At 63.9% G+C, this 26,576-nt stretch carries 27 protein-coding genes; 13 read left to right on the top strand and 14 right to left on the bottom strand.

Annotated elements, in window-relative coordinates; genetic code table 11:
* The first annotated feature begins 58 nt into the window (after positions 1-58).
* The gene (locus GV818_RS19215; RefSeq protein WP_161757583.1) at positions 59-526 is read left to right on the top strand and encodes an RNA methyltransferase; all 468 of its coding nucleotides are present in this window, start codon (positions 59-61) and stop codon (positions 524-526) included.
* Positions 527-608: 82 nt separating this feature from the next.
* Positions 609-986, top strand: coding sequence for a YgaP family membrane protein (locus GV818_RS19210; protein ID WP_161757584.1), 378 nt, complete (start codon positions 609-611; stop codon positions 984-986).
* Positions 987-1,041: 55 nt separating this feature from the next.
* Here GV818_RS19210 and GV818_RS19205 read toward each other — a convergent pair whose 3' ends face one another.
* Both GV818_RS19205 and GV818_RS19200 read right to left on the bottom strand, forming a co-directional pair.
* The gene (locus GV818_RS19205) at positions 1,042-2,277 is read right to left on the bottom strand and encodes a hypothetical protein (protein ID WP_161777233.1); all 1,236 of its coding nucleotides are present in this window, start codon (positions 2,275-2,277) and stop codon (positions 1,042-1,044) included.
* 176 nt (positions 2,278-2,453) lie between these two features.
* On the bottom strand, positions 2,454-2,903 hold the full coding sequence (locus tag GV818_RS19200) for a YcgN family cysteine cluster protein (RefSeq protein ID WP_161757586.1): 450 nt from the start codon (positions 2,901-2,903) through the stop codon (positions 2,454-2,456).
* A 274-nt stretch (positions 2,904-3,177) separates the two neighbouring features.
* On the opposite strand from GV818_RS19200, the gene GV818_RS19195 reads away from it, so the two are divergent.
* Positions 3,178-3,771: a nitroreductase family protein gene (locus tag GV818_RS19195; protein WP_161777232.1), complete on the top strand. Its 594-nt coding sequence runs from the start codon at positions 3,178-3,180 to the stop codon at positions 3,769-3,771.
* Positions 3,772-3,884: 113 nt separating this feature from the next.
* Here GV818_RS19195 and GV818_RS19190 read toward each other — a convergent pair whose 3' ends face one another.
* The 4 genes from GV818_RS19190 to GV818_RS19175 all read right to left on the bottom strand — a co-directional run bounded on the left by GV818_RS19190 (position 3,885) and on the right by GV818_RS19175 (position 7,142).
* Positions 3,885-4,817 carry a D-2-hydroxyacid dehydrogenase gene (locus tag GV818_RS19190; RefSeq protein WP_161757588.1) on the bottom strand — a complete coding sequence of 311 codons (933 nt, stop codon included), beginning with the start codon at positions 4,815-4,817 and terminating at the stop codon, positions 3,885-3,887.
* Between the two features lie 116 nt (positions 4,818-4,933).
* Positions 4,934-5,227 (bottom strand): YcgL domain-containing protein, encoded by a 294-nt coding sequence (locus GV818_RS19185; RefSeq protein WP_161757589.1) that lies wholly within the window; start codon positions 5,225-5,227, stop codon positions 4,934-4,936.
* Positions 5,224-6,357 (bottom strand): ribonuclease D, encoded by a 1,134-nt coding sequence (gene rnd / locus GV818_RS19180; protein ID WP_161757590.1) that lies wholly within the window; start codon positions 6,355-6,357, stop codon positions 5,224-5,226. Before rnd ends, GV818_RS19185 begins: the two co-directional genes overlap by 4 nt.
* A gap of 122 nt (positions 6,358-6,479) precedes the next feature.
* The gene (locus tag GV818_RS19175) at positions 6,480-7,142 is read right to left on the bottom strand and encodes a class I SAM-dependent methyltransferase (protein WP_161757591.1); all 663 of its coding nucleotides are present in this window, start codon (positions 7,140-7,142) and stop codon (positions 6,480-6,482) included.
* A gap of 187 nt (positions 7,143-7,329) precedes the next feature.
* Between GV818_RS19175 and GV818_RS19170 the strand changes: the two genes are divergently transcribed.
* Positions 7,330-8,112, top strand: a complete 783-nt coding sequence (locus tag GV818_RS19170; RefSeq protein WP_161757592.1) for a transporter substrate-binding domain-containing protein — start codon at positions 7,330-7,332, stop codon at positions 8,110-8,112.
* On the opposite strand, the gene cynR is transcribed toward GV818_RS19170, so the two are convergent.
* On the bottom strand, positions 8,091-8,981 hold the full coding sequence (gene cynR, locus GV818_RS19165) for a transcriptional regulator CynR (protein ID WP_161777231.1): 891 nt from the start codon (positions 8,979-8,981) through the stop codon (positions 8,091-8,093). The two genes, GV818_RS19170 and cynR, sit on opposite strands and share 22 nt — an antisense overlap.
* A gap of 108 nt (positions 8,982-9,089) precedes the next feature.
* On the opposite strand from cynR, the gene GV818_RS19160 reads away from it, so the two are divergent.
* From GV818_RS19160 to GV818_RS19140, 5 genes are all read left to right on the top strand, one after another.
* Positions 9,090-9,749, top strand: a complete 660-nt coding sequence (locus GV818_RS19160) for a carbonic anhydrase (protein WP_161777230.1) — start codon at positions 9,090-9,092, stop codon at positions 9,747-9,749.
* A 35-nt stretch (positions 9,750-9,784) separates the two neighbouring features.
* Positions 9,785-10,255, top strand: coding sequence for a cyanase (gene cynS, locus GV818_RS19155; RefSeq protein WP_161777229.1), 471 nt, complete (start codon positions 9,785-9,787; stop codon positions 10,253-10,255).
* Between the two features lie 129 nt (positions 10,256-10,384).
* Positions 10,385-11,569: a cyanate transporter gene (locus GV818_RS19150; protein ID WP_161777228.1), complete on the top strand. Its 1,185-nt coding sequence runs from the start codon at positions 10,385-10,387 to the stop codon at positions 11,567-11,569.
* Positions 11,570-11,601: 32 nt separating this feature from the next.
* Positions 11,602-12,510, top strand: a complete 909-nt coding sequence (locus GV818_RS19145; RefSeq protein ID WP_161777227.1) for a DMT family transporter — start codon at positions 11,602-11,604, stop codon at positions 12,508-12,510.
* A 180-nt stretch (positions 12,511-12,690) separates the two neighbouring features.
* Positions 12,691-13,629 (top strand): LysR family transcriptional regulator, encoded by a 939-nt coding sequence (locus GV818_RS19140; RefSeq protein ID WP_161777226.1) that lies wholly within the window; start codon positions 12,691-12,693, stop codon positions 13,627-13,629.
* 12 nt (positions 13,630-13,641) lie between these two features.
* On the opposite strand, the gene GV818_RS19135 is transcribed toward GV818_RS19140, so the two are convergent.
* The 7 genes from GV818_RS19135 to GV818_RS19105 form a co-directional block, all read right to left on the bottom strand.
* Positions 13,642-14,007, bottom strand: coding sequence for a 5-carboxymethyl-2-hydroxymuconate Delta-isomerase (locus tag GV818_RS19135; RefSeq protein WP_161777225.1), 366 nt, complete (start codon positions 14,005-14,007; stop codon positions 13,642-13,644).
* An 80-nt stretch (positions 14,008-14,087) separates the two neighbouring features.
* On the bottom strand, positions 14,088-15,278 hold the full coding sequence (locus GV818_RS19130) for a low temperature requirement protein A (protein WP_161777224.1): 1,191 nt from the start codon (positions 15,276-15,278) through the stop codon (positions 14,088-14,090).
* Between the two features lie 106 nt (positions 15,279-15,384).
* Positions 15,385-16,317 (bottom strand): LysR substrate-binding domain-containing protein, encoded by a 933-nt coding sequence (locus GV818_RS19125; RefSeq protein ID WP_161757601.1) that lies wholly within the window; start codon positions 16,315-16,317, stop codon positions 15,385-15,387.
* Between the two features lie 99 nt (positions 16,318-16,416).
* Positions 16,417-17,754, bottom strand: a complete 1,338-nt coding sequence (locus GV818_RS19120) for an MFS transporter (protein ID WP_178124993.1) — start codon at positions 17,752-17,754, stop codon at positions 16,417-16,419.
* Positions 17,755-17,833: 79 nt separating this feature from the next.
* Positions 17,834-18,766, bottom strand: a complete 933-nt coding sequence (locus GV818_RS19115) for a 3-keto-5-aminohexanoate cleavage protein (RefSeq protein WP_161757603.1) — start codon at positions 18,764-18,766, stop codon at positions 17,834-17,836.
* Between the two features lie 99 nt (positions 18,767-18,865).
* The gene (locus GV818_RS19110; protein ID WP_161757604.1) at positions 18,866-19,654 is read right to left on the bottom strand and encodes an SDR family oxidoreductase; all 789 of its coding nucleotides are present in this window, start codon (positions 19,652-19,654) and stop codon (positions 18,866-18,868) included.
* Complete coding sequence (locus GV818_RS19105) at positions 19,651-20,367, bottom strand: GntR family transcriptional regulator (RefSeq protein WP_161777222.1); 717 nt, start codon at positions 20,365-20,367, stop codon at positions 19,651-19,653. Before GV818_RS19105 ends, GV818_RS19110 begins: the two co-directional genes overlap by 4 nt.
* Positions 20,368-20,675: 308 nt before the next feature.
* Here GV818_RS19105 and GV818_RS19100 point away from each other — a divergent pair, with 308 nt between their 5' ends.
* The 4 genes from GV818_RS19100 to GV818_RS19085 are packed head-to-tail and all read left to right on the top strand — an operon-like array spanning position 20,676 to position 26,348.
* A complete protein-coding gene (locus GV818_RS19100; protein WP_161777221.1) occupies positions 20,676-22,796 on the top strand; it encodes a 3-hydroxyacyl-CoA dehydrogenase NAD-binding domain-containing protein in 2,121 nt (706 codons plus the stop codon).
* 16 nt (positions 22,797-22,812) lie between these two features.
* The gene (locus tag GV818_RS19095) at positions 22,813-23,997 is read left to right on the top strand and encodes an acetyl-CoA C-acyltransferase (RefSeq protein WP_161777220.1); all 1,185 of its coding nucleotides are present in this window, start codon (positions 22,813-22,815) and stop codon (positions 23,995-23,997) included.
* 10 nt (positions 23,998-24,007) lie between these two features.
* Entirely contained in the window at positions 24,008-25,195 is a 1,188-nt protein-coding gene (locus GV818_RS19090; RefSeq protein ID WP_161777219.1) for an acyl-CoA dehydrogenase family protein, read from the top strand.
* Positions 25,196-25,205: 10 nt separating this feature from the next.
* Positions 25,206-26,348, top strand: coding sequence for an acyl-CoA dehydrogenase family protein (locus GV818_RS19085; RefSeq protein WP_161757609.1), 1,143 nt, complete (start codon positions 25,206-25,208; stop codon positions 26,346-26,348).
* Positions 26,349-26,576: the final 228 nt, after the last annotated feature.

Below are 26,576 nucleotides of genomic sequence, written 5' to 3'. Positions count from 1 at the left end.
CGCCACACCCCGCACAATCCCCGTATAATCGCGCTTTTTCCTCCAAGGCTCCCCGCTCGTGGCAAACAAAAGGTACAGCTGCATCGGTTTGTATAACCCCAAGTCACCGGAGAACGTCGGTTCGGTGATGCGCGCCGCCGGCTGCTATGGCGTCGCCTCGGTGTTCTACACCGGCAAGCGCTATGAGCGTGCCCGCGACTTCGTCACCGACACCAAGAAAGTCCACCAGGACATTCCACTGATCGGCATTGACGACCTGAAGAAGATTCTCCCCCTGGGTTGCATCCCGGTGGCCGTGGAACTGGTGGAAGGCGCCCGCTCGCTGCCGGAATACACTCACCCGGATCGTGCCCTGTACATCTTCGGCCCGGAAGACGGCTCCCTCGACAAGGAGATCCGCGACTGGTGCGAAGACGTGGTCTACATTCCCACCACCGGCTGCATGAACCTTGCGGCCACGGTCAACGTGGTGCTCTACGACCGCCTGGCCAAAGGCAATAACACCCGCTCCGGACCCAAGTACTGAAAACCCGCCGATCAATCGCCGGGAACCCGCGACGCCTTCGCGCAGTCAGGTTTATACCCCTTACCTCCCTTGGAGACAGATCATGAGCGAGCGCAAACAGCTGCAGCCTATCGAAGCCACCCCAGTGCCGAGCCAGGCGAACCAGAACGTCCAGGGCTGGGAGCGCATTGGCTCGCTGGCCGGCGGCGTGGTGATGATGGGCAAGGGCCTGCGCCGGGGCGGTGTATTCGGCCTGATTCAAGTGGCCATCGGCGGCGTGGCCCTGGCCCGCGGGATTACCGGGCACAGCTCGGCGAAAAGCCTGTTGCACAAGAGTCGCCAGGACATGCAGAACGTGCGCACGAAGATCGAACAGGCCGGAGAACAACTGCGCAGCTTGAAAGCCAATGCCGAGGCCGCCGGACGCAATGCCAAGGCGGCGAGCAATGACGCGGCCAAGGCCCCAAAAGCCGAAGGCTGAAGCGCCCTTGGGGACGCCTTCGCAGGCGCCCCTGCTGCGACAGGAGCGGGGCGGGTCAGTGCAACAAGTCGGTGTCGAGGACCCTGGACGATTCGCCCAGCACGCTTTCACTCAGCTGAATGAATTCGGCGGTGCTGACGCTTTCCAGGCGCATTGCCGCTTGCAGCACATCATCCAGTGAGCGCTTGTTGCGGGTCTTCAGGCGGATTTCCCGATCCAGCTCCTGCAACAGCAACACCGCCTTGGCCACCGTGGCACTGTCCACCTGCTGGCCCCGCAGGCTGTTGACCTTGTGGCTGTCCCTGGCCAGACGCTTTTCCAGTACCTGATAACGCTCATCGCTGATGCCGCCGGCCCGGCGCAGCAGTTCGATCGCGTAGTACTCCGCCAGCCCTTCGCTGATCCAGTCGCTGTGCTGGCGGTCATTGATCTGCGCCAACGACTGCACCAGTTCCCGCAGCAATGGGCTGCTGCCGCTCTCGCTGACCAGAGGCAGGCGGCTGTGGAGAAACAGCGAATCGCGACCGGCAAGGCTGCCGCGCCACATCGGGTCGGCCGCGCCGACAATCAGCAACTTGCCCGGCTGGCGGGGAAACACCGCCTGCACTTGCGGCCAGACAAAGGTCAGCAGGGTCAGTACATCCATGCGGCGCATGCCCTGACCCAGGGGCGACACCACGCTGACTTCGGTTTCTCCCAGGCGCGTGCGGCGGCTGCCCAGGTTGCCGGCGAGCATCCAGCCGGCAGGACGGTCGAACAGGCGCGAGGGGTTATCGATGCGAAAACGATTCTTGCCGATGCGTGGCCAGGCCGTTTCAACGCTCTTCCAGCCGCTGGGCAATTCGAACTCCAGGCGCGACACCAACTCGATACCGTCCTGCTGATCGAGCCTGGCCGGCGGTACCAGGGTCTCGCCCCGTAGCAGCGCCCAGTTGGCGGTGCTGCGGCTGTCGTAACTGCCCTTCTTGATGCTGTGGCTCAGTCGCACCCGGTAGCTCAGGATGGCCTTGCCACTGGCCGGACGCCAGATACCGCGCTGGCCACCGGCGTCAGCGGCAGCGGCCTGCCATTGGCCATCGGCCTTGAAATCGCTGTAGTCGCCGCCCTTGCCCAAATCGAAGTCCAGGCTGCGCAACGCCGAGCCGTCGGCCAGGGTCAGGCGCACTTCGGCCTGATCGCTCTGGGGCAGGAAGCGCACGTGATAATCCAGATCAATCTTTTTCGCGGCCCAGACCGATGCACTCAATGCCAGCATCGCAACCGCCAGCGACAGCTTCGCCCCCACCCTCATACACTCTCCTTGCTTGCGAACCTGTCTACAGCCTGATGCGCCTGGCTCATGTGGCGTTGAACATGGCTTCGAAAGCTCATTCAGGTCTCCAAACTTTGCGCTCTCAGGCATTTTTACCTTGCCTGAACGTCGCTCGCCAGAGCGCAAACAGCTTCTGAGGCCGGCGCAGCGAAGCTTCAGCCGGCGCGGAAAATCAGATGATCTTCCCAGTCCTCTTCCGCCACGCTGCCTTCGGCGAGCATTCGTCCGGACTGGGAAATGCGCTCGTGATGCACCGCATCGCGATCGCCACACACCAGGTGGTGCCACAGCGGCAGGTCCTTGCCCTCGCTCACCAGGCGGTAGCCGCAGGTGGGCGGCAGCCACTTGAATTCGTCGGCCTTGCCCGGCGTCAGCTGGATACAGTCAGGTACCGAGTCACGACGGTTGGCATAGTCGCTGCACTGGCAGGTCTTGAGGTCCAGCAGCTTGCAGGCGATGCGCGTGTAATAGACGCTGTTGTCGTCCTCGTCTTCAAGCTTTTGCAGGCAGCACAGGCCACAGCCATCGCACAACGACTCCCATTCGTCCTGGTCGAGTTGTTCGAGGGTTTTGCGTATCCAGAAAGGTTCGACTTTGGCGGCCATGGCTCAAGCATCAGTATCCGAGGGTGAAAAGGCCGCCAGTCTAGTGCCGAAGGCCCGGCGGGCCAAGCGCTTACGACTGTCGGTAGCCAGGGACTTGTCAGCAGGCCATGGGCACAGTAGCTTTGCCCCTCGGACCGCACCGCGTCCGTGTGCCATTAACGCTTGACCGCGTTGCACCCGGCAAACCGCACGGGGTCAGGAATACCCCTTCGCTCAGCTCATCTGCGCTTGCCGGTTTATTCCATTCTTCTCACATGCTGCCAGGAGTTTTTCCATGAGCGCCAATACTCGCGTTGCCGACTACGCCATCCACCCGCAGTTCACCCAGCGCTGGTCGCCCCGGGCCTTCACCGGCGAAAGCATCCCGGAAGAAACCCTGCTGAGCTTCTTCGAAGCGGCGCGCTGGGCACCTTCGGCCTATAACTCGCAGCCCTGGCGCTTCCTCTATGCCCGCCGCGACACGCCAAACTGGCAACGCTTCCTCGGCCTGCTCAACGAGTTCAACCGTGGCTGGGCGCAACACGCTTCGGCCCTGGTGATCGTGATCTCCAAGACCACCTTCACCGTGCCCGGCGCCAACGAGGAAACCCCGGCCCTGTGGCACACCTTCGACACCGGTTCGGCCTGGGGCCACCTGGCGCTGCAAGCCAGCCTCAGCGGCTGGCACACCCACGGCATGGCCGGTTTCGACCAGGAACTGACCCGCAAGGAACTGAAGATCCCCGAAGGCTATGCCGTGCATGCTGCCGTGGCCGTGGGCAAGCTGGGTGACAAGTCGACCCTGGCCGACTACCTGCAGGCTCGCGAAGAGCCCAGCCCGCGTCGCCCCTTGAGCGAAACCGCAGCCGAAGGCGATTTCAGCCTGTAAAAAGCCAATCGGTACTGTAGGAGCGAGCTTGCTCGCGAAAGCCGCGCTTGCCGGACAAGCGCGGCGCCCTGCTGGGCTTCGCGAGCAAGCTCGCTCCTACGATCAGGCCCCTCTCAATAGCCCCGGGCGAAATCCACTTCGCCGCGCAAGGCTTGCCTGGCCTGATAGGCCCGCAGGTTGTCGACGAACAATTGCACCATCAGTTCCGGCGAGGTCGGCGCCGAGCTGTGGCCCGTCAGCAGCAAGCCCCAGGCAGTCCAGAACGGGTGCTGCTGTGGCAACGGCTCCTGGCGGCAGACATCGATGACCGCCCCCGCCAGATGACCATCCTTGAGCGCCTGCACCAGGTCCGCATCGACCACCGACACACCGCGGCCGACGTTGATGAACAGCCCCGTGGGCTTGAATTGCTTGAACAAGGACGCGTCATACAGGTCGTGGGTGCTCGGGGTATTGGGCAACAGGTTGACCACGTAATCCACCTCCCCCACCAGCCGCCCCAAGTCTTGCAGGCCGGCCACCTCGATGAAGGGCGCCTGCTCCCGGGCCTGGCTGGCAATGCCGTACAGCTTCACGCCGAACGGCAACAGAAACTGCGCGACACTCTGGCCGATATCGCCGGTGCCGACGATCAGCACCTTGCGCCCCACCAGGCTCTGGCCCAGGCGGTTGTCCCACTTGCGCTCCACCTGGCTGACCAGCCGCGCCAGCACTTCACGCTCATGACCGAGCATGTAGGTGAGCACGTACTCGGCCATTACCTGGCCGAAAATCCCTACCGCCCGGGTCAGGCGGTAATGCCGGGGCAAGCCATCGGCCAGCAACGGGGTGATACCGGCCCAGGTGGATTGCAGCCACTGGGGCTGGTGGCCCTGACGCAACAGGGTCGCCAACAAGTCCGGCTGGCCCAGCCAGACCGGGCAATCCGCTGCCAGGCGTGACAGCTCGGCCGAATCGCCGCTGGTCAGCACTTCCAGCTCCGGATCCGCCTGACGCAACAGGCGGGCATAAACAGCGTGATCGTGTTCGGCAATCAGAACGCGCATGGTTCAAACCTTAAAAAACGCTACAGGCAGCCGTCGACGGAGTATTGCTCCATCGATCAAGGCGGCCAGGTCAGTCAGTTGCAGGTAACAGACGCTCGGGACCGAGCGTCTACAGGTCACATCGGGTCATTGCGGCGCAACAGCTCTTCGGGCAAGTGCTCGATGTACTCGTCTTCCGCCGGTGGCATCTGCAGGTGGTAGCCCTGCTTCTCGAGGTTCTCCAGCACCAGGTGGATGTCCTCGCGGGACAGCTTGCGCTCCGGAGTCAGCACCAGGTCGAAGGCGTGGTGCGGCTTGCCGAAGGCCAGCAGGAGGTTTTCCGGCACGCGTTCCAGGGCCTCGCTTTTCAGCACGTAGAGGTACATCTCGTTCTTGCGCGTGCTTCTATAGATGGAGCAGATACGTTTCAAGGCTGTTCTCCGGCGGTGGCCAGGCTGTCCAGCAGCGCCTGGCCCATCAATTCGCGGCGCCAGCCACGCAGCGAATCAGGCAATTGATAAGGCCCGTTGGGATAGCCGCTCTTGAGCAGGCTTTCCAGGGTTTTCTTGCGCAGCATCACTTCCGGCGCAATGTTCAGTCGTTCAGCTTCGGCCTGGCCCACGGCCTTGAGGCGCTTGAGCAGGGCCGAGGCCTCGATCGGCAACGGCTCCGGCACCGCCGGCGGCCATTGATCCGGACCGAGGCTGGCGTTGCGCTTGATCAGGTCGAGGAGGAACTCGCCGTCCTGACGCACGGTGCGCGGGTGCATGTCTTCGATCTTGGCCAGCGCCGCCAGGGTATCGGGCTGAGTCTTGGCCAGGGGCCACAGTGCATGTTCGCGCACGATGCGATTGCGCGGCAGGTCGCGGGCGCGGGCTTCACGCTCACGCCAGGCACAGAGTTCGCGCAGCACCGCCAATTGCGCACGGGACAGTTTCCAGGCCAGCTTGGCATCGCGATAGACCTCGTAGGGGTCGACCTCGCGGCGCAGGTTGGCCACCAGCTCGGCACCGTCTTCCAGCACCCAGCGGTACTTGTCCGCGGACAGTTTGGGCTGCAGCTCGGTGAACACTTGAGCCAGGTGCACGGCGTCTTCGGCGGCGTAGCTGACCTGGGTCTCCGAGAGCGGACGTTGCAGCCAGTCGGAGCGGGTCTCGCCCTTGGGCAGATCGATGCCCAGGACTTCCTGCACCAGGCGCGAGTAGCCCATGGAGAAACCCAGGTTCAGGTAGGCGGCCGCCAGCTGTGTGTCGAACAACGGCGCCGGCAGGCTGCCGGTCAAGCGCAACAGGACCTCAAGATCCTCGCTGCAGGCATGCACCACCTTGACCACCGCCGGGTTCTCCAGCAGGGCCGCCAGGGGCTGCCAGTTGTCGATGGTCAAAGGGTCAATCAGGTAGGCGCGCTGCCCATCACCGATCTGCAGCAGGGCGGCGATGGGATAGAAAGTGTCGACCCGCATGAATTCGGTGTCGAGGGCGACGAATGGCAACTGCTGCCACTCGGCGCAAAGCTGACCGAGGCTATCGTTGTCGCGAATCCAATGTATATCGATGGCCACACGGCTCTCCCTTGAAGAATGGCGCGCAGTATATATCGCCCTCGGCGATTTCTGAGCATTCACCCGACAAGAGCAAGTGCGAAACCATGTGCCGGAGCGCAAGAATAGTCCGAGAGTTTGAACTAGCCCTGTTTTCTCAGCACGTAAACCCGTGAAGGTGCGCAACCGGGAAACAAATCCTGGTGGCTGAGGACATCAAAGCCGGCCTGCTTGAACTCGCTCTCCAACTGCGCCTTGCTGGCCAGAACGGGCCCACCGCTATCGGCCGGAGCGTGCCGCCAGGCCTTGAGGAAAAACTCGACCCGGGTCGCGACAATCACCGAGTCGCGGCTGACCCGGTGGAACTCGCGCAGCAGTGCCAGGCGATCGTCGCTGCGCGTCACGTGGGCAAACAGCTGCATGCAGATAATGCTGTCCACCGCATTGGCCGACAGGCCGATGTCGAAGGTCGAACTGTGAAAGGTCTTGACCCGTTTCATCAGGCTGGACGAGTGATGAGTCTGGGCGTGATTCAACATGTCCTGGGAAGGGTCCGCTGCCAGGATCACTCGGTTGCCATGTTCGGCCAGCACCGGCCAGTAGCGCCCGGCGCCGCAAGCCACGTCGAGGATCAGCCCCGGTTCGCCTGCCACTTTCAGCGCGTGACGCACCAGGCGCGCCATGCGCCAGAGCGCCAGGCGCGCACCAAACCCGGCGGGCCGGGGCTCGCGACAGACCCGCGCATGCTCCTGGTCATAGCGCCGAGCGAACTCCAGTTCGATGGACGGTGGGGGGTGGGACGACATGACTGGCGAACTCTTATTGATATCCAGAGGCCAAAGGTTAACCAGTCGTTCGTGAAAAAAAGGTCGAAAACCGGTCAAGCCGGTATTGGTGGACGGGCAGAAAAACTGCACACCCTTGCCCGGCAGTGCAGCGCCGCCAATAATGCGCCGGCACCGCGTCGCGGTTGCCCCTTCAAGGAATGACTCCATGCTGCCCCGTTTGCTGCTCAGTACCCTGCTCGGCCTCAGCGCCCCCGCCCTGAGTTTCGCCCAAGGCCCGACCTCGCACCTGGACCAGGTGATCGAGCGCGGTCAACTGACGGTCTGCACCACCGGCGACTACAAACCCTACAGCTACCTGCGCGAAGACGGGCGCTACGAGGGCATCGATATCAGCATGGCTGAATCTCTGGCCCAGAGCCTCGGGGTCAAGGTGAAGTGGGTCAACAGCACCTGGAAGAGCCTGATGGCGGACTTCCAGAGCCAGCAGTGCGACATCGCTGTGGGGGGTATTTCGGTGTCCCTGGAACGGCAGAAAAAGGCCTTCTTCAGCCAGCCCCTGGGCATCGACGGCAAGATCCCCCTGGTGCGTTGCCAGGACCTGCAGCGCTATCAGACCCTGGAGCAGATCAACCAGCCCTCGGTGCGGCTGATCGAACCACCGGGAGGCACCAACGAAGTCTTCGCCCGGGCTCATCTGCCCAAGGCCAGCCTGATCCTGTTCGCCGACAACGTGACGATCTTCGATCAACTGTTGGCGAACCAGGCCGACGTGATGATCACCGACGCTTCGGAGGCGCGCTTCCAGCAGAAGCGCAAGCCGGGGCTGTGTGCGGTCAACCCCGAGCGCTACCTGCAATACAGCGAGAAGGCCTTCCTGCTGCCCCGGGACGATGTGGCCTGGAAAAGCTACGTCGACCAATGGCTGCACCTGAGCAAGGCCACCGGGGCCTATGACCAGGTGGTGAATCAGTGGCTGGCGGCGCCATAGTCCTGATCCTGCAGCATCTGCCGAAAGGCCTGGCAGGCGGCGCTGCGGTAAGCCCCCTGGCGCCCCAGCAGCACCACGCTGCGGGGCGCCGGAGGTGACTGCAGGGCCAGCGCACGCAACCCCGGCTGTTCCCGGGCAATGGCGCTGGGCAGGAGCGTCGCCAACGGCCCACGGCGGACGATCTCGACAATCGCACTGACCGAATTGGCCTCGATGGCAATACGCGGCGCAATGCCCTGCTGCCGGCAATACAGGTCGATATGTTGGCGGGTGGCGAAGTCGGTGTTGAGCAACACCAGGGACTGGCAGCCCAGTTGCGCAGCGCTCAAGGGCTTGGCTCCCGCCTGCGCAGACTGCGCGCCGACCATCAAACTCAAGGTCTCGCTGAACAGCGCCTGGCTTTCGATCTCCGCCAGGTGCTCGCCGGCGAAAGCAATTCCCAGGTCCAGGCGATCTTCGGCCAGGGCTGCTTCCAGACGGTCCTGGGTCATCTCCTCGACGCTCAGGCCAATCCCCGGATAGTCCTGGTTGAAGCGACTGAGCAAGGGACCGGTCAGGTAGGCGGTAAACGTCGGGGTCAGCGCCAGGCGCAATGAGCCACGGCTCAGGTCCTGCACATCATGCATTGCCCGCTTAGCCGCCTGCAGTTCCTGCAAGGCGCGACGGGCATAGACGACATAGGCCTGGCCGGCGTCGGTGAGGCGCACACTGCGCCCGGAACGGTCGAACAGCGGCGCCCCCAGGGACTCCTCCAATTGCTTGATCTGCTGCGACAGGGTCGGCTGGGACACATGCAGCGCCTCGGCGGCGCGGGTGAAGTTGCAGTGCTCGGCCACGGCCAAGAGGTAGCGGATATGACGCAAGAGCATGCTGGCTCCAACTATAGGATGGACTTATTGAAAGCATAATAATCAGGTCTTGGACGCTATAGCTGAAAACTTCCATCCTTGCCCCATCAGCGACGCAAGGAGAACCCCATGCAGAACATCATCGACGGCTTCCTCAAGTTCCAGCGCGAGGCCTTTCCCCAACGCAGCGAGCTGTTCAAGCAACTGGCCAGCACCCAGAGCCCCGGCACCCTGTTCGTGACCTGTTCCGACAGCCGGGTGGTTCCGGAGCTGCTGACCCAACAGGAACCCGGCGATCTGTTCGTGATCCGCAATGCCGGCAATATCGTGCCCAGCTACGGCCCCGAGCCCGGCGGTGTATCGGCTACCGTGGAGTACGCAGTGGCCGTGTTGGCGGTGAGCGACATTGTCATCTGTGGCCACTCCGACTGCGGTGCGATGACCGCCATCTCGACCTGCAAGTGTCTCGACCATCTGCCCGCCGTGGCCAACTGGCTGCGCCATGCCGAGTCGGCCAAGGTGATCAACGCCGCTCGCCAGCACACCTCCCCTGCCGCACACCTGGATGCCCTGGTGCGTGACAACGTCATCGCCCAACTGGCTAACCTGAAGACGCACCCTTCGGTTGCCCTGGCCCTGGAACAGGGTCGGCTGAACCTGCATGGCTGGGTGTATGACATCGAAAGCGGTGCCATTGCCGCCCTCGACGGCGGCACCCAGCGTTTTGTCTCACTGGCCGCACACCCGCACACCTGCGCCCTGGCCAGCCAGCCTTCAACCGCTGCCTGAGCCGCCCCCGTTCATTACCCAAGAGGAAGCAACCCATGCTGCAATCCCAATTCGCCCAAGCTCCACGCCTGGCCCTGGCCGACACCATCATCGATGCCAAGGCACGCAAAAACCTGTCGTGGCAGGATCTCACCGACGGCACCGGGCTGAGCCTGGCCTTCGTCACCGCCGCCCTGCTGGGCCAGCATGCCCTGCCGGCCCCGGCTGCCGAACGGGTGTGCGACAAGCTGGGCCTTGATCAAGACGCCAGTCGCCTGCTGCAAAGCATTCCCCTGCGGGGCAGCATTGCCGGCGGCATCCCCACCGACCCGACCGTCTACCGCTTCTATGAAATGCTCCAGGTCTATGGCTCGACCCTCAAGGCCCTGGTCCACGAACAGTTCGGCGACGGCATCATCAGCGCCATCAACTTCAAGCTGGACATCAAGAAGGTCGACGATCCTGAAGGCGGCTCTCGTGCCGTGATCACCCTGGACGGCAAGTACCTGCCGACCAAGCCGTTCTGACAGCAGCGACAAGCGGCAAGCCAAGGCTTGCCGCTTATTTAGTTTTTAAATAGCCCTGCAGACTTTCTGATTTGCTCCCGCTCTGCACGCCACCGCCTAATCAGTACCCTGTTGGTTCAAGGTCTGGTTATGGAAAACGTTCGTGCAACATCCCGCCCCGCACTCTGGCTGATGGTCAGCGTGGTACTGGTAGCGTTGAACCTGCGGCCGTCGATGGCCGCCGTCGGCCCGCTGCTCTCAGGCATTCGCGGCGATATCCCACTGAGTTTCAGCCTGGCTTCCTTGCTGACCATGCTGCCGGTCATGGCCATGGGCCTGGCGATGTTCTTCGGCATGGGCATCAGCCAGCGCCTGGGGGAACACCGTACCGTGGTCCTGTCATTGCTGGTCATCGGCCTGGCCACCGTCTCGCGGCTGTTCATGGACTCGGCAGCGGAGCTGATTCTCAGCGCGGTACTGGCAGGCATCGGCATTGCGCTGATCCAGGCACTGATGCCGGCCCTGATCAAGTCGCGCTTTGCCGACAATGTCTCGCTGTTCATGGGCCTGTATGTCACCTCGATCATGGGCGGCGCAGCCATCGCCGCCTCCTTCGCCCCGCTGGTGATGAACCACAGCGGCAGCTGGCGCCTGGCCCTGGCGATCTGGGCCGCCCTGGCGCTGCTGGCCCTGGTGTTCTGGTACGCCCAGCGCAGCGCGCTGCCGAGCCTGCCGGCCGCTGCTGCCGGCCGAGAGTCCTTTGTCGGCAACCGCCGGGCCTGGCTGCTGGCGGTATTCTTTGGCCTCGGGACCGCTTCCTACACCTGTGTGCTGGCGTGGCTTGCGCCCTACTACGTAGAGAACGGCTGGAGCGAGCAGAACGCCGGCCTGTTGCTGGGCTTTCTCACCGCCATGGAAGTGATTTCCGGGCTGATCACCCCGGCCATCGCCAACCGCAGCCAGGATCGGCGCCTGGTGCTGGTGGCCCTGCTGGTCCTGATCATCATCGGTTTCTGTGGCCTGATCCTCAGCCCCCGGCATTTGAGCCTGCTCTGGCCATGCCTGCTGGGCCTGGGCATTGGCGGACTGTTTCCGATGAGCCTGATCGTGTCCCTCGACCACCTGCCCGACCCGCGCCGTGCTGGCGGCCTGACCGCCTTCGTACAGGGCATCGGCTACTTGATCGCCGGCCTGTCGCCACTGCTGGCGGGGATCATCCGCGATCGCCTGGGCAGCTTCGAATGGGCCTGGTGGTCGCTGACCGCAGTGATGCTGCTGATGATTTTCATGGTGCTGCGCTTCAACCCGCGGCAGTACGCCCAGCACATCCGCTGAGCCCCTTCGACTGATCTGCCCGGGAGATCTGTATGAACCCTGTGAGTTTTACCCAGGCCCATCTTGGCATGCTGCTCTGGGCAGCGCTGATCGCGGCATCGTTCTTCGCCGCCGCCCAAGTCAGCCAGGCCATCGATCCGGTGCTGCTGACGGCCCTGCGTCTGTTGTTCTCGGCGCTGATGTTCGTGCCGCTGCTATGGCTCAAGGGCTCCTCGACCATGACCTTCGCCGGGTTGCGCGCCCATGCGGTGCTGGGCCTGCTGTTGGCGCTGTACTTCGGTTCGCTGTTCGAGGCCCTGCGCTACACCTCGGCGGTCAACACCGGGACCCTGTTCACCCTGGTGCCGTTATTGACCCTGCTGTTCGAAGGCTGGTTGCTGCCCGGCAGCGGCCAGCAACGGCGCTGGCTACCAATGCTGGTGGCCGGTGCCGGCGCGCTGCTGCTGATTCTCAAAGGTGGGGCTCCAGGGCAACTGCCGTCGCTGTATGCCATGGCGGTCTATGCCCTGGGCTGCCTGGCCATGGCCGCCTACTCGCCCCTCAGCCAACGCTTCAAGGCCCGCAGCCTGCAAGGCTGCAGCCCGACAGCCATGACCTTCTGGAACATGCTCTTCGGCGCGCTGTTTCTGTTTGTCGCCAGCCTGGCCAGCGGCGGCTGGCGCAGCGCCGCCGCGCTAAGCAGCAACGACCTGCTGTGGTTGCTGTACCTGGCAGTGTTCGCCACCCTGGCAACCTTCTGGCTGCTGCACCGGGCCATCGGCGTCATCGCCCCCTCCACAGTGATTTCCTACATTTACCTGAGCACTTTGTTGCTCACCCTGTTCCATTGGCTGTGGCTGGGCCAGGCCCCTCACCTGGGGGAATTGCTCGGGGTACTGCTGGTGCTCCTGGGTATGTTCAGCCTGGTGCGCGGCAGTCGTCCGAGGGCCGTCATGGCCTGAAATCCCCCCGGGACAAGCCCCGTTCTCCGGCGAGAAACGGCGCAGGTCGTGTTATCGGAAATTAATGTCCCGATGCTGTCCGCCAACCCCTGTCCCGGGCATTTAATCAAGACCATCGTTCCGTTAGCATCGACCCGGTTTGTGCGCCACCGGCGCCAGGTGCCCAGCGAGACGGAAAGGATGCTCATCAGCAATGTGCTCAGAAAACTCGACATGCAAGACCTCATGGTCTTTATCGCGGTGTACGAGCAAAGCAGTGTCACCGGTGTTTCGGAAACCCTCTGCGTCAGCCAGTCGACCGTCAGCTACTGCCTGAAGAAACTGCGCAACGGCTTCGAGGACGAGCTGTTCATCAACACCCGCACCGGCATGCGCCCGACCTACAAGGCCACCAGCATGTACAGCCACGTGCTGAAAATCCTCGAGAGCATCAACCTCTGCCACAGCGGCGCCCCGGCCTTCGACCCGAGCCGCCAGGCGGTGACCTTCACCCTGTGTGCCCCGGAATACTTCGAGCTGCTGATCCTGCCGCGGCTGCTCAAGGGCTTCGACTATGCCGACCTGCCGGTGACGGTCAACGTGCAAAAGCTGGAGACCGATGTGCCCGCCGATGAATTGCGCGATGGCAGCATCGACCTGGTGATCTGCTTCGGCCCGAACTTCCATCGCAGCCACGCCGACCTCAAGTCACAGATGCTGCTGGAGGATGACCTGGTGTGTGTCTTCGACAAGCGCGCGACACCGCCCAAGGAGCCGCGTTTCAGCCTGCAGTCGTTCATTGAGCGACGTCACGTGTTTCCCACACCCTGGACTTCGGACAGCAACATGGTGGATGGCTGGCTGGCCCGCCAGGCCCAAAAACGGCAGATCGTCGCCCGCTCCAACAGCTACAGCGCGGCACTGAAAATGATCACCGGCACCGACTTCATCCTCACCCTGCCCCGGCGGATCCAGGCCCTGCTGGCCAATGAAGTGGTGTTCAACCATTGCGAGGCCCCCAGCGGTTTACCGGGGTTCACCCTGGACATGCAATGGAGCCAGGACAGCGATCAGGACAGTGCGCAAACCTGGTTCCGCGAGCAGGTGGTCAAGGCCTGCGCCGAACCGGGCCTGCTCTAGGGGCTGTTGCCATTAGCGGCCGATGGCAGCCTTGCTGTAGGAGACGCGGTCGATATCGATAATCTCCACGCACAACTGCACCTGGATGTCCGCCGGCCAAGGCGCCAGATCCTGCAACACCGCCAACAGGTGCTCGGACACCTGCTTCTTGATCTCTGGCGAACGGCCGCTGAGCAGGGCCAGCTTGACGTGGACAAAGGCTCGTTCACCCAGGCCGGTGCCGACCCGGAACGACTCGACTTTCACCGCACGACTCTTGATGTCGAACTCATCGGCAAACTGCCCGGACGCCACCAGCCCATGGTTGAGCCGCAGCAGCGCCTTGTCGACGTCCAGCTGGGGCAGGTTGGCGGTGTATTCCATATACAGGTGCGGCATGGCAGAGCTCCCGGTCAGTCAGGGGAAAAGGCGCTCCATACTACACAAGCGCGCCGCAGCGATTGAATTATCCCTTGGCCTCATTGCCCTGCCGTCGTCGCCCGTTCACGCAGGGCCAGGGTTTCCCAGGTGGCCACGACCACCATCACCAACGTCGTCAGGCTGCCCAGCGCCAAGGCGGAAAACACCTGGCTCCAGGCCGCGGGCAACAGCAGCAGCAAGGCAGCCAGCCCGACCAGATGGGACAGCGGCGGCAACCATCGATCATTCATCACCCACTTGAACAAGGCGCAACCCAGCAGGAACAGCCAGGGACCACCGACGATCACCAGTACCCCCGCCGAGCTGGCGTGATCCGGATGCACCAGCACCAGCTCATCGGCCACGGCACTGACGATGACCCCGGCGACAATCAGCAGGTGCAGGTAGGTGTAGGCGATCCGCGCCTGTCGTCCGGGGTCCTGGGAATGGGCAATGCGGTGGTGGGCGCGCTCGGCACCACTGTCGAAATACACCCACCACATGGCGATGCTGCCGAGCACCGCGACCACAAACCCCAGCACGCCCTGGGCGCTGGTGGCCAGCTCGGCGAAGGTTGCGCCAGTGACCAGCAACGACTCGCCCAGGGCAATGATCACGAACAGGCCGCAACGCTCGGCCATGTGATTGCCCTCGACATTCCAGTCCTCAAGGGTCGAACGCCCCAGCCCCGGCACCCAGAAATACACCGACGGTGACAGCACCTCGATGGCCAGGGCCAGGGCCCAGAAGGCCAGGCGCGAAGTCCCTTGCAACAGGCCACCGGTGATCCAGAAGACCCCGGAGAACATCAACCACAACAGAATCCGCTGGAAGTTGCGGGTCATGTTCAGCGGCTCGCCGCGCACCGCCCACAAGGAATAGGCTGTGCGCCCCACCTGCATGAACACGTAGGCGCCGGCGAACAACAAGCCACGCTCACCAAACGCCTGGGGAATCGAAGACGACAACAGCAGGCCAGCCACCATCAGCACAAACAGCCCGAGGCGGATCGGCAGGGTTTCCGGGTCCAGCCAGTTGGTGATCCACGAGGTGAAGATCCATACCCACCACACCGCCACCATCAGCAAGGCCACCTGCAGCGCCCCACCCAGGGACAGATGTGCCAGCAACGAGTGGGACAACTGGGTCACGGCAAACACGAACACCAGGTCGAAAAACAACTCGACCATGCCAACCTTGCCGCTGTCATGGCTACCACGGCCACGCAACAGTGAGTGGGAACGACTCATGGGCACTCTCCATCGATCACAGAGGATTCACAGAGCAAAGCAGGCGCTGGGGCTAATGCCAGGCGTCTGCCCGTAAGCGACTACAGGTTGTGGCCTCAGGTCGAGATCAGGACGAGTTTGGCTGGGCCAGGGCCGCCCGTTCGCCCATGAACGCTTCCAGCCTCGAGCGCAGCCAGCGTTCGGCGGGGTCGGTGTCCACATGGCTGAGCCAGACCATGGACAAGTCCAGGGTCGGGGTCTTGAAGGGATAGGGTTCGACGAACAACTGCCCGGAAGCGGCCATGGCCGCCGCCGCGTAATCCGGCAGGCTGGCAAGCATGTCAGTGCCCGCCAGCAAGGCCGGTAACGAGCTGTACTGCGGCACCGACAGCACCACCTGGCGAGTCCGGCCGATCTCTGCCAGCCATTCATCGGCAAAACCGGCAACGTTGGCAGTGTGGGACACCAGCACATGGGGGCGTGCGCAATATTCGTCGAGGGTCAGCGGGGTTTCGCTGGCATCGGCCCGCAGCACGCTGGGCTGAATATGCCGCAGCAGCTTGCGCTTGGCGTTGGCCGGCAGGCCACGGGTCTGGCTGATGCCGACGGTGATGTCGCCAGAGGCCAGCAGGTCGGGAATGCGCCAGTAATCCACATGCTGTACCACGACCACCACCTGCGGCGCTTCCTGGCGCAGGGCCCGTAGCAAAGGGGGCAGCAGGCCGAACTCGACATCGTCGGAGAGCCCGATGCGAAAGGTCATGGTGCTGCTGGCGGGATCAAAATCATGGGTCAGGCTCAGGGCCGAGGACAGTGCATCCAGGGCCGGCGACAGATGCTGGATGATCTGCTCGGCACGGGCCGTGGGCTCCATGCGATGGCCGACGCGAATGAACAGCGGGTCATTGAACATCGCCCGCAATCGATTGAGCGCGGAGCTGATGGTCGGCTGGCCGAGAAACAGTTTTTCCGCCACTCGGGTGACGTTGCGTTCCAGCATCAACGCCTCGAACACCACCATCAGGTTGATGTCGGCCTTGCGCAGTTCATTGCGATTCATCGGCGATGCCCCATTCCCCAAACGGAGCTCAGTGTAGAAAGGCCCGGGGGCTGGCGTCCAGACAAGATCGGCCGCCTGGCACCCGCCCCCGGAAACGACTCAGGCAGGGTTTCTCAGCGACCGCCCCGCGCCCGCCGCACAATCACCGCGCTGGTCCTCATGCCCCTGGCGCAAGCGCCATGCTGCCAGCGCTGCGACCAGCAGCACCAGGGCAATCACCTTCAGCCCGCTCATGGCATCGCCGGTGCTCAGCTCGATCGCGCCCATCACCGAGGGGCCGACAAACCCGCCCAGCAGCCCGCAGGAGTTCACAAAACCCAGGCCGCCGGCCAGGGCCGCACCTTTGAGCCGCGAAGCCGGGTACAAGAAGATGATCGACTGCACCACAAAGAACATCAGCGCCGCCACACAGAACCCCAACAGGCTGAACAGCGGCTCGGAAAACGCCGCGATCAGCAGCCCCAGCGACATCACCAGCAAGCCGCACACCAGCAGGCGCCGGGCCCGCTGCGGATCGCTGGCCAGCCGCGGCAAGGTGATGGCGCCGAGGGCAGCGGCGATCCATGGCAACGAGGTCAGCAGGCCGACGCTCATGAGGCTCAGGTTGCCGTACTTGCTGATGATACTGGGGAGGAAAAAGATCACCGTGTAGACGGTGATCTGATGGCAGAAGTAAACGAAGATCGCCAGCAGGATCTGCGGCGTGAAGCACTGCTTGAACGAGTGCCCGCCCTGCCCCGCGCCCTCATCGGCTTCGTGGGCCAAGCGCTGCTCGATGGCCTGGGCTTCTTCGGCGCTCAGCCAGGGGGCCTGGCTCGGGCGATCCGGCAGGCGGCGCCAGACCACCCAGGCAAAGAACACCGCTGGCAGCCCTTCGAGCATGAACATCCACTGCCAGCCGTGCCAGCCCAGCACGCCGTCCAGCTTCATCAACGTCGCGCCCAACGGTCCGCCGATGATGTTGGCCAGGCACACCCCCAGCAGGAAGTAGGCGGTGGCCCGGGCCCGTTGCTGACGATCGAACCAGTAGGTCAGGTACAGCATCACCCCAGGGAACAGGCCGGCTTCGGCAACGCCCAGCAACAGGCGCAGCACGTAGAACGACGTCTCGCCCTGGACGAAGGCCATGGCGGCGGAGATCAGCCCCCAGGTGACCATGATCCGGGCGATCCAGAAACGCGCGCCGACCTTGTGCATGATCAAGTTGCTCGGCACCTCGGACAGCGCATAGGTCAAGAAGAACAACCCCGCCCCCAGCCCATAGGCCGCGGCGGAAATACCCAGGTCGACATCCAGTTGGTGCTTGGCCAGGGCGATGTTGGTGCGGTCGAGAAAACTCAGGACATAGGCCGCGATCAGCAGCGGCATGAGCTTGAGGAACATCAGGCGGGTCAGCTGTTGCTGATCCCGGGGAGCGGCAGTGGTCGCCGTGTTCATGAGCATATCCCTTTGTAGTTGTTATGCGGGATCGCCAGCGGCCCTGGAGCCAGGACCACCGGCACTGGGCCTTCAAGGGTCAGAAAGCGACCTGGTCACGACCCTTGAGTCCGAGCAGCGCCCGGGCTTCGTCCGGGGTTGCCACACGGCCGCCCAAGGCTTCGATGACCGTGCGAATGCGCCGTACCTGATGGGCATTGCTCGCCGCCAACTGGCCGGGACCGTCCCATAGGGAATCCTCCAGGCCGACGCGGGCATGGCTGCCCATGGCCAGGCCCATGGTTGCCAGGGGAATCTGGTTGCGCCCGGCGCCAAGGATCGACCAGTGATAGTCATCGCCGAACAGACGGTCAGCGGTGCGCCGCATATGCGCCAGGTCCTCGGGGTGACCACCGATGCCGCCCCGCAGGCCGAACACCGACTGGATGAACAACGGCGCCTTGAGCAGGCCACGCTCGAGGAAGTGCGCAGCGGTATACAGGTGGCCGATGTCGTAGCACTCGATCTCGAAGCGCGTGCGATTCTCGGCGCAGACGCTGAGGATGTGCGCGATGTCGCGGAAGGTATTGCGGAAGATCCGATCGTCGCTTTCCTCCAGGTACGGGCGTTCCCAGTCGTGCTTGAACTCGGTGAAGCGGTTGAGCATTTCGTACAGGCCAAAATTCATCGAACCCATGTTCAGCGAGGCCAACTCCGGCTTGAACTCCAGCACCGGCTGCAGGCGTTCCTCGACGCCCATGGTCGGTGCACCACCGGTGGTGAGGTTGATCACCACATCGCTGGCGGCCTTGATCTGCGGCAGAAAACCGCGGAACAGTTGCGGGTCCTGGCTTGGCCGCCCGTCTTCCGGGTCCCGGGCATGCAAGTGCACGATGGCCGCCCCGGCTTCGGCCGCAGCGATGGCCTCGGCGGCGATCTCCCTCGCGGTGATCGGCAAGTACGGTGACATCGACGGGGTATGAATCGCACCGGTAACGGCGCAGGTGATGATGACAGGCGTTTTTTCAGACATGACGGTACTCCGACTTTTATTCTTGATGAAAAAAATCCCAGGGTGTCGCTGCTGGCATTCACCGCTGATGAGCCTCAGCGGTGTGGTTGGCGGTTGCCGCTAGAGGTACTCGACGTTGCCGTCGATGCTGATCGCCTGGCCGGTGACATTGCGGGCCGCCGGCGAACAGAGAAACAACGCCATGGCCGCCACGTCTTCGGCGCTGACCATGCGTTTGAGAGAAATCTTGTTCAGGTATTGCTGGCGCATCTCGGCGATCGGCACCCCGGTCTGCTCGGCCCGGGCCTGGATCACTGCGTCCATGCGCGGCCCCTCGACAATCCCCGGCAACAGGGCATTGACCCGGATATCGCTGGCCCCCAGCTCCGCAGCCAGGGATTTCATCAAGCCAACGATCGCCCACTTGGTGGCGGCATAGGGGGTACGCCAGGCATACCCCAAGCGGCCGGCCACCGAAGCGATGTGCAGCAAATGCGCGTTGCCCGAGGCCTTGAGCAAGGGCACCGCGTGGTGGGCAAAGCGGTATTGCGCGGTCAGGTTGATATCGATGGTGCGCTGCCAGTCCGCATCGCTGAGCGTATCGATCCCCGCAGTGGGCCCGGCGATACCGGCGTTGTTGACCAACACATCCAGGCCACCGAAATGGTGCACCTGAAGCGCGAACAGCGCCTCGATCTGTGCTGGGTCGGCGACGTCGGTGCGGGTCGCCAGCGCCGCGGGGTAACGATCACGAAACGCCGCCAGGGCCGCTTCGCTGACATCACACACATGCACCTGGGCCCCAGCTTCAAGGTAAGCGCCAGCCAGCACTTCACCGATGCCCGCCGCACCACCGGAAATCATCACCCGCAGACCTGGATAAGGCTGTAAACGCTGCAAGACACTCATGCCCGAACTCCTTTGACTGCCTGCGCCTTGGTGCTCTTGGCCAGCAACCGACCGAGGGAATCCGCGGCCTGCATGATGTCGTCGGTGACCGCCGCCCGCGCGCCGGGACCATCGGCAGCGGCCAGGGCCTCGACGATGCGGTTGTGCGCTTCCATGGAGCGTTGCAGGTGGGCCTTGTCCGGCGCCACCAAGGCGAAACAAGGGCCCATGTGCAGCCAGAAGTTCTCCACCGCAGCCATGGTCAGCTCGGCCCGGGCCACCGCATAGATGCGCCGGTGAAAGGCGAAGTTGGTCCACAGGTAACGGGACACATCCACCTCATCCGCGGCCTTCTGCATCTGCCGGCAAAGCTCGGTAATTTCTTGCAGGTCGCTCTGTTGCAATTGCTGCACGGCCTTTTCCGCCAGCAACCCTTCCAGGGCTACCCGGGCATCACGGATTTCCCGCAGGCGCTCCACCGTCATCATGCGTACCCGCAAGCGGGAGGTTTCGGTGACTTCAAAGGCGTTTTCCGCACTCAGGCGCTGCAGGGCCTCACGTACCGGCATGGGGCTGGAACCCAGGGCTTCGGCCAGACCGCGAATGGTCAGTTTCTGCCCGGGCTGAAAGCGCCCACTCATCAAGGCTTCGCGGATCTGCCGATACACCTGGTCCTGCAAGGTATCGCGAGAAACCTGACGCAACGTGGGAAGACGGGTTGGACCTTCAGACATGGGATGTACCTGTGTTGTGGTTCTTGTGCTCGACAATATGTGATCACAAATCAAATATGTCAAACATCCCGCTTGGGCCTGAAAGAGCAATAGAGGGTGCTTTTTCAGCAAAATCTGATTTTCTTATTTCGCACTGCGAAATACTATTCCGTATTGACCACATTATTCATTGGTGACAGGATTATTTTCGCCAACTGATTCAAACAGCGGAATCGAGCTGTTGATGACTGCTGTGCTGTCCTGCTGCCACCTTGAAACCATGCCGCGTCAATCGGCCTCTCACTGCCCTTCACCCGGAGACTTCTGCAATGAGTTGCGACACCCCCCTGCCCCCCGTCGAATCTGTGTTGCTGGGAAATATCCTGGTGCTGACCCTCAACAACCCGCCGGTCAACGCCCTTGGGGTGGAGGTCCGCCGCGGGCTGCTGGCGGCGATCGACAGCGCTGCCGACAACCCGGCGGTCGCAGGCATCCTGATACTCGGCGCGGGACGGCACTTCTGCGGCGGCGCCGATATCCGCGAATTCGGTAAAACGCCTCAGGCGCCGACGCTGCCGGAAGTGCTCAAGCGCATCGAAGACAGCGACAAACCGGTGTTGGCAGCGATCCATGGCGTGGCACTGGGGGGAGGCCTGGAAATCGCCCTGGCAGCCCACTATCGGCTGGCGCTCAGCGGCGCTCGGCTGGGCCTGCCGGAAGTGCTGCTCGGCCTGCTTCCCGGTGCCGGCGGCACGCAACGCCTGCCACGCCTGATCGGCGCCAAGGCCGCTCTGGAACTGATGCTCAGCGGCCGCCACTTGAATGCCGAAGAGGCTCTGGACCTGGGGCTGGTGGACCGCCTGGGAGACAGTGACGATGCCCTGGCCGAAGGCCTGGCCTACCTGCAGCAGTTACTGGCCAGCCACGCCGGCGCCAGGCGTACCCGGAATGCCCAGGCCCTGAGCCAGCAGAGCAGCCAACGCGCAGCGATCGACGCGGCCCGCGAACAGGCCGCGCAAAAATCCCGCGGCCTGCTGTCGCCACAGAACATCGTTCGCGCGGTTGAAGCGGCCCTCGACCAACCCTTCGAGGACGGCCTGCGGGAAGAGCGCCGACTGTTCCAGGAGTGCCTGGAGAGCCCGCAGCGAGCTGGCCTGGTGCACGCCTTCTTCGCCGAACGCGAGGTGCTCAAGGCCCCCGAGACCCGCACTGCCAAGCCCCGCGCCATTGAACAGGTGGGAGTGGTCGGTGGCGGCACCATGGGCGCCGGCATCGCCGTGGCCGCGCTCGACGCCGGTCTGCGGGTGATCATGATCGAGCGCGACCAGCCTGCGCTGGCCCGAGGCTGCGCCAATGTCGAAAAGGTCTACGACGCACTGATCGACAAAGGCCGCCTGAGCGCGGCCGACAAAAGCGCCACCCTGGCACGCTTCAACGCCAGCACCGACTACCAGGAACTGGCCCAGGCCGACCTGGTGATCGAAGCGGTGTTCGAGGAGATGGCGGCCAAGCAGGCCGTGTTCAGCCAGCTGGACCGGGTGTGCAAGGCCGGTGCGGTACTCGCCAGCAACACCTCCTACCTGGACATCAACGCCTTGGCCGACAGCATCTCGCGCCCCAGCGAGGTCATCGGGCTGCACTTCTTCTCCCCCGCCAACATCATGAAGCTGCTGGAGATCGTGGTCCCGGCCAAAGTCGCCCCAGAGGTAGTGGCCAGCGCCTTCGAACTGGCCAAAAGACTGCGCAAGGTGCCGGTACGTGCCGGAATCTGTGACGGTTTTATCGGCAATCGGATCCTCGCGGTCTATCGCCAGGCAGTGGACTGCATGATGGAAGACGGCGCCTCGCCCTATCAGATCGACCAGGCCCTGCGCGACTTCGGTTACCCCATGGGCACCTTCCAGGTGGCCGACCTGGCGGGCGGCGACATCGGCTGGGCGACCCGCAAGCGCAAGGCCGCCACCCGCGATCCCCGGGCCCGCTACGTGCAGATCGCCGACCGTCTCTGTGAGCGCGGTTGGTTCGGACAGAAAACCGCTCGCGGTTATTACCTCTATGCCCAGGGGCCACGCAGCGCCAGCCCGGACCCGCAAGTCCTGGCGATCATCGATGCCGAGCGAGCACGGGCCGGGATCACCCCACGCTCGTTCAGTGACCCGGAAATCATCCGCCGCTACATGGCCGCGATGATCAACGAAGGCGCCAACGTCGTGCATGAGGGCATCGCCCTGCGTCCGCTGGACGTGGACATCACCTTTATCCACGGCTACGGCTTCCCGCGCTATCGCGGTGGCCCGCTCCACTATGCCGACCAGTACGGCCTGCCCCAGGTCCTGGCGGACATCCGTGAATTCGCCGAAGAGGATCCGTTGTTCTGGAAAGCCTCGCCCCTGCTGGTGCAACTGGTGGAGCGCGGCGAAAACTTCGACAGCCTCAACCACACCCACTGACCAAGGAGGACGCCCCATGCGCGAAGCCGTTATCGTCGCCACCGCACGCACGCCCCTGACCAAGGCCCATCGCGGCGAATTCAACATCACTCCCGGCCCGACCCTCGCGGCCTTTGCAGTGCGCGCCGCAGTCGAACGGGCAGGCATCGATCCGGGGCTGATCGAAGACGCAATCCTCGGCTGCGGCTACGGTGAAGGCACCACCGGGCGCAACGTTGCGCGCCAGGCGGTGATCCGCGCCGGCTTGCCCGTCAGCATTGCCGGCACCACGGTCAACCGTTTCTGTGCCTCGGGCCTACAAGCCATCGCCATGGCAGCGGGACGCATTGTGCTGGACGGTGCTCCCGCGATCATTGCCGGGGGGGTGGAAAGCATTTCGCAGATCCGCGGGCGCGGCGCCAGCGACGACCCGGATATCGATCCCTGGCTCCTTGAGCACAAGCCTGAACTGTTCCTGCCGATGATCGAAACCGCGGACATCGTGGCGGCGCGCTACGGCATCAGCCGCGAGGCCCAGGACCGCTTTGCGCTGGAGAGCCAGCGCAAGACCGAAGCGGCACAACTGGCCGGCCGCTACCGCGAGGAAATCATTCCCTGCACCACCACCATGGCCGTGACCGACAAGCACAGCGGCGCCGTCAGCCAACACCGGGTCACCGTGGACGCCGACACCTGCAACCGCCGTGGCAGCACCTACGAGGCCCTGGCCAAACTCGAACCGGTGCTGGGCCCTGAGCGCTTCATCAGCGCCGGCAATGCCTCGCAACTGTCCGACGGCGCCTCGGCCTGCGTGCTGATGGAAGCGCGGGAAGCAGCCCGGGCCAACCTGCAACCCCTGGGGGTGTTTCGCGGCATGGCCGTGGCCGGCTGCGAACCCGACGAAATGGGCATTGGCCCGGTGTTCGCCGTGCCCCGGCTGCTGGCCCGGCACGGCCTCAGGGTCGAGGACATCGGCCTTTGGGAACTCAACGAGGCTTTCGCCTCCCAGGCCCTCTACTGCCAGCAGCGGCTGGGCATCGCCGATGAATGCCTGAACGTCAACGGCGGGGCCATCGCCCTCGGCCACCCGTTCGGCATGACCGGTGCGCGCCTGGCCGGCCACGTGCTGCTCGAAGGCCGCCGCCGCGGAGTGAAATACGCCGTAGTGAGCATGTGCATCGCTGGCGGCATGGGCGCCGCCGCGCTGTTCGAAATCTATTGAGGACGTCGACATGGACCTGAATTTCACCGAACAAGAAGAAGCCTTCCGCGATCAGGTGCGACACTTTCTCGCCGACCAGTTGCCAACGCACCTGCGGGACAAGGTGGCCAATGGCGAACACCTGTCCAAGGCGGACATGGAGCAATGGCACTCGATCCTCAACGCCCGCGGCTGGCTGGCCAACCACTGGCCCGTGGCGTTTGGCGGACCGGGCTGGAGCGCCGTGGAGAAATTCATCTTCGAACTGGAGTGCGGCCTGGCCAACGCGCCGCGCATCGTGCCGTTCGGGCTCAACATGCTGGGGCCGGTGCTGATCAAGTACGGCACCGCGCAGCAGCAGGACTATTGGCTGCCACGCATCCTCGATGGCCGCCACTGGTGGTGCCAGGGTTATTCGGAACCCGGCGCGGGCTCGGACCTGGCCGCGGTGAAAACCACGGCGGTACGCGAGGGCGATCACTACCTGGTCAACGGCCAGAAGACCTGGACCACCCTCGGCCAGCACGCCAACATGATTTTCTGCCTGGTGCGCACCAACCGCGAAGCCAAGCCCCAGGAAGGCATCAGTTTCCTGCTGATCGACATGGCCAGCCCCGGAGTCGAGGTGCGACCGATCATCACCCTGGAAGGCGCCCACGAAATCAACGAGGTGTTCTTTACCGACGTGCGAGTGCCGGTGGCCAACCTGGTGGGCGAGGAACACCAGGGCTGGACCTGTGCCAAGTACCTGTTGACCTACGAGCGCACCAACATCGCCGGGGTCGGTTTGTCCATGGCGGCGCTGCAGCGCCTCAAGCAGTTGGCCGCGCAGCGCAGCCGCAATGGCCGGCCGCTGCTCGAGGACCCGGAGTTCGCCGCCCGCCTGGCCCGGGTCGAGATCGACCTGGCAAACATGCAGACCACCAACCTGCGGGTGATCGCAGCGGTGGCCGGCGGCGGTGCCCCCGGCGCAGAAAGCTCGATGCTGAAGATCTGCGGCACGCAAATCCGCCAGGAACTCACCTCGCTGCTGCGCCGGGCGATGGGCCCCGCGGCCCGGGTCATGCTGGCGCCAGACGAGCCCGAGACGCTGGACCTGGGCCCAGGGTTCGCCAGCAGCGCGACAGCGCAGTACTTCAACAATCGCAAGCTGTCGATCTTCGGCGGCTCCAATGAAATCCAGAAAAACATCATCTCGAAAATGATTCTCGGGCTCTGAGGGCGCGCACATGAACTTCGAATACAGCGCAGAACGGCGCATGCTCGCCGACAGCTTGAACCGCTTTATCGCACAGCAGTACAGCCTGGAAAAACGCCAGCAGGGCCTGCAATCGGCCCTGGGATTCAATGCCGATATCTGGCGCCAACTGGCGGAGCTAGGGGTGATCGGCGCCCTGTTCAGTGAAGCCGACGGCGGCTACGGTGGCGACGGTTTCGACCTGGCCCTGGTCTTTGAAGCCATGGGCCGCGGACTGCTGGTGGAGCCGCTGCTGGGCAGTGCGTTACTGGCCGGCGACGCCATCGCCGTGGCCGGCAGCGAGGCCCAGAAAGCCGAGTTGGTGGACATCATCGACGGCAGCCTGATCGCCGCCCTGGCCCATGAAGAACCCGGCAGCCACTATGAAATCAACCGGGTCGCCTGCCGCGCCGAGGCCGACGGTGCCAGTTGGCGCCTGGACGGCATCAAGAGCCTGGTGTTGCACGGCGCGCAGGCCGGGTTGCTGGTGATCTCGGCGCGCACTGCCGGAGCCCTCGACGACAGCCAGGGCATTTCTCTGTTCCTGGTGCCGACGGACACTCCCGGCCTGGAGATCCAGGGCTGTGCCACCGTTGATGCCGGCCCTGTCGCGCAAGTGCATCTGCACAACGTGATCCTGCCTGGGCACGCCTTGCTGGGCACCCTGCATCAGGGTTACTCGACCTTGGAGCGGGCCATCGGCCGTGGAGTGCTGGCGCTCTGCGCGGAAGCCCTGGGGGCCATGGAAGCCGCCAAGCTGGCGACCCTGGACTACCTGCGTACCCGCCAGCAATTTGGCCGGCCGATCGGCAGTTTCCAGGCGCTGCAACATCGCATGGCAGTGTTGCTGCTGGAGATCGAGCAAGCACGCTCGGCGGTGATCAACGCCGCAGCGGCCCTGGATGCCGATCGCCTGACTCGTGAACGGGCGCTGTCGGCAGCCAAGGTCAGCATCGGCCGCATCGGCACCCTGGTGGCGGAGGAATGCATCCAGTTGCACGGCGGTATCGGCATGACCTGGGAACTGCCCCTGGCCCATTACGCCAAGCGGCTGGTCATGATCGACCACCAACTGGGGGACGAAGATCATCACCTGCAACGCTACATCGCCCTCGGCAAAGCACTGACCCCATGAACCACCCGGACCGGCGACGACCAGACCACACCGAAAGCGCTGAAGGTGTCGCCGCCTTCCTGGTCCGGGGCGCAGCGAGCTGTCTGACGCTGCTCTGCCCCCCTCCCCGCTGAGCCCCAACCCTGCCGCGTTCAGTACCCTCGTCGCGTAGCGGGGTCAGGGCAGGCTGCATCCAGGTTTTTTCCAGAGCCGGTCCGGCATCGGCTCAGCCAAGGTTTTCTCACTATA

Source organism: Pseudomonas sp. Fl4BN1, from assembly GCF_009908285.1.
In the GTDB taxonomy this organism is placed as follows: domain Bacteria; phylum Pseudomonadota; class Gammaproteobacteria; order Pseudomonadales; family Pseudomonadaceae; genus Aquipseudomonas.
The sequence above is the reverse complement of the archived record's forward strand: the minus strand, read 5'-3'. Positions and strand labels throughout refer to the sequence as shown.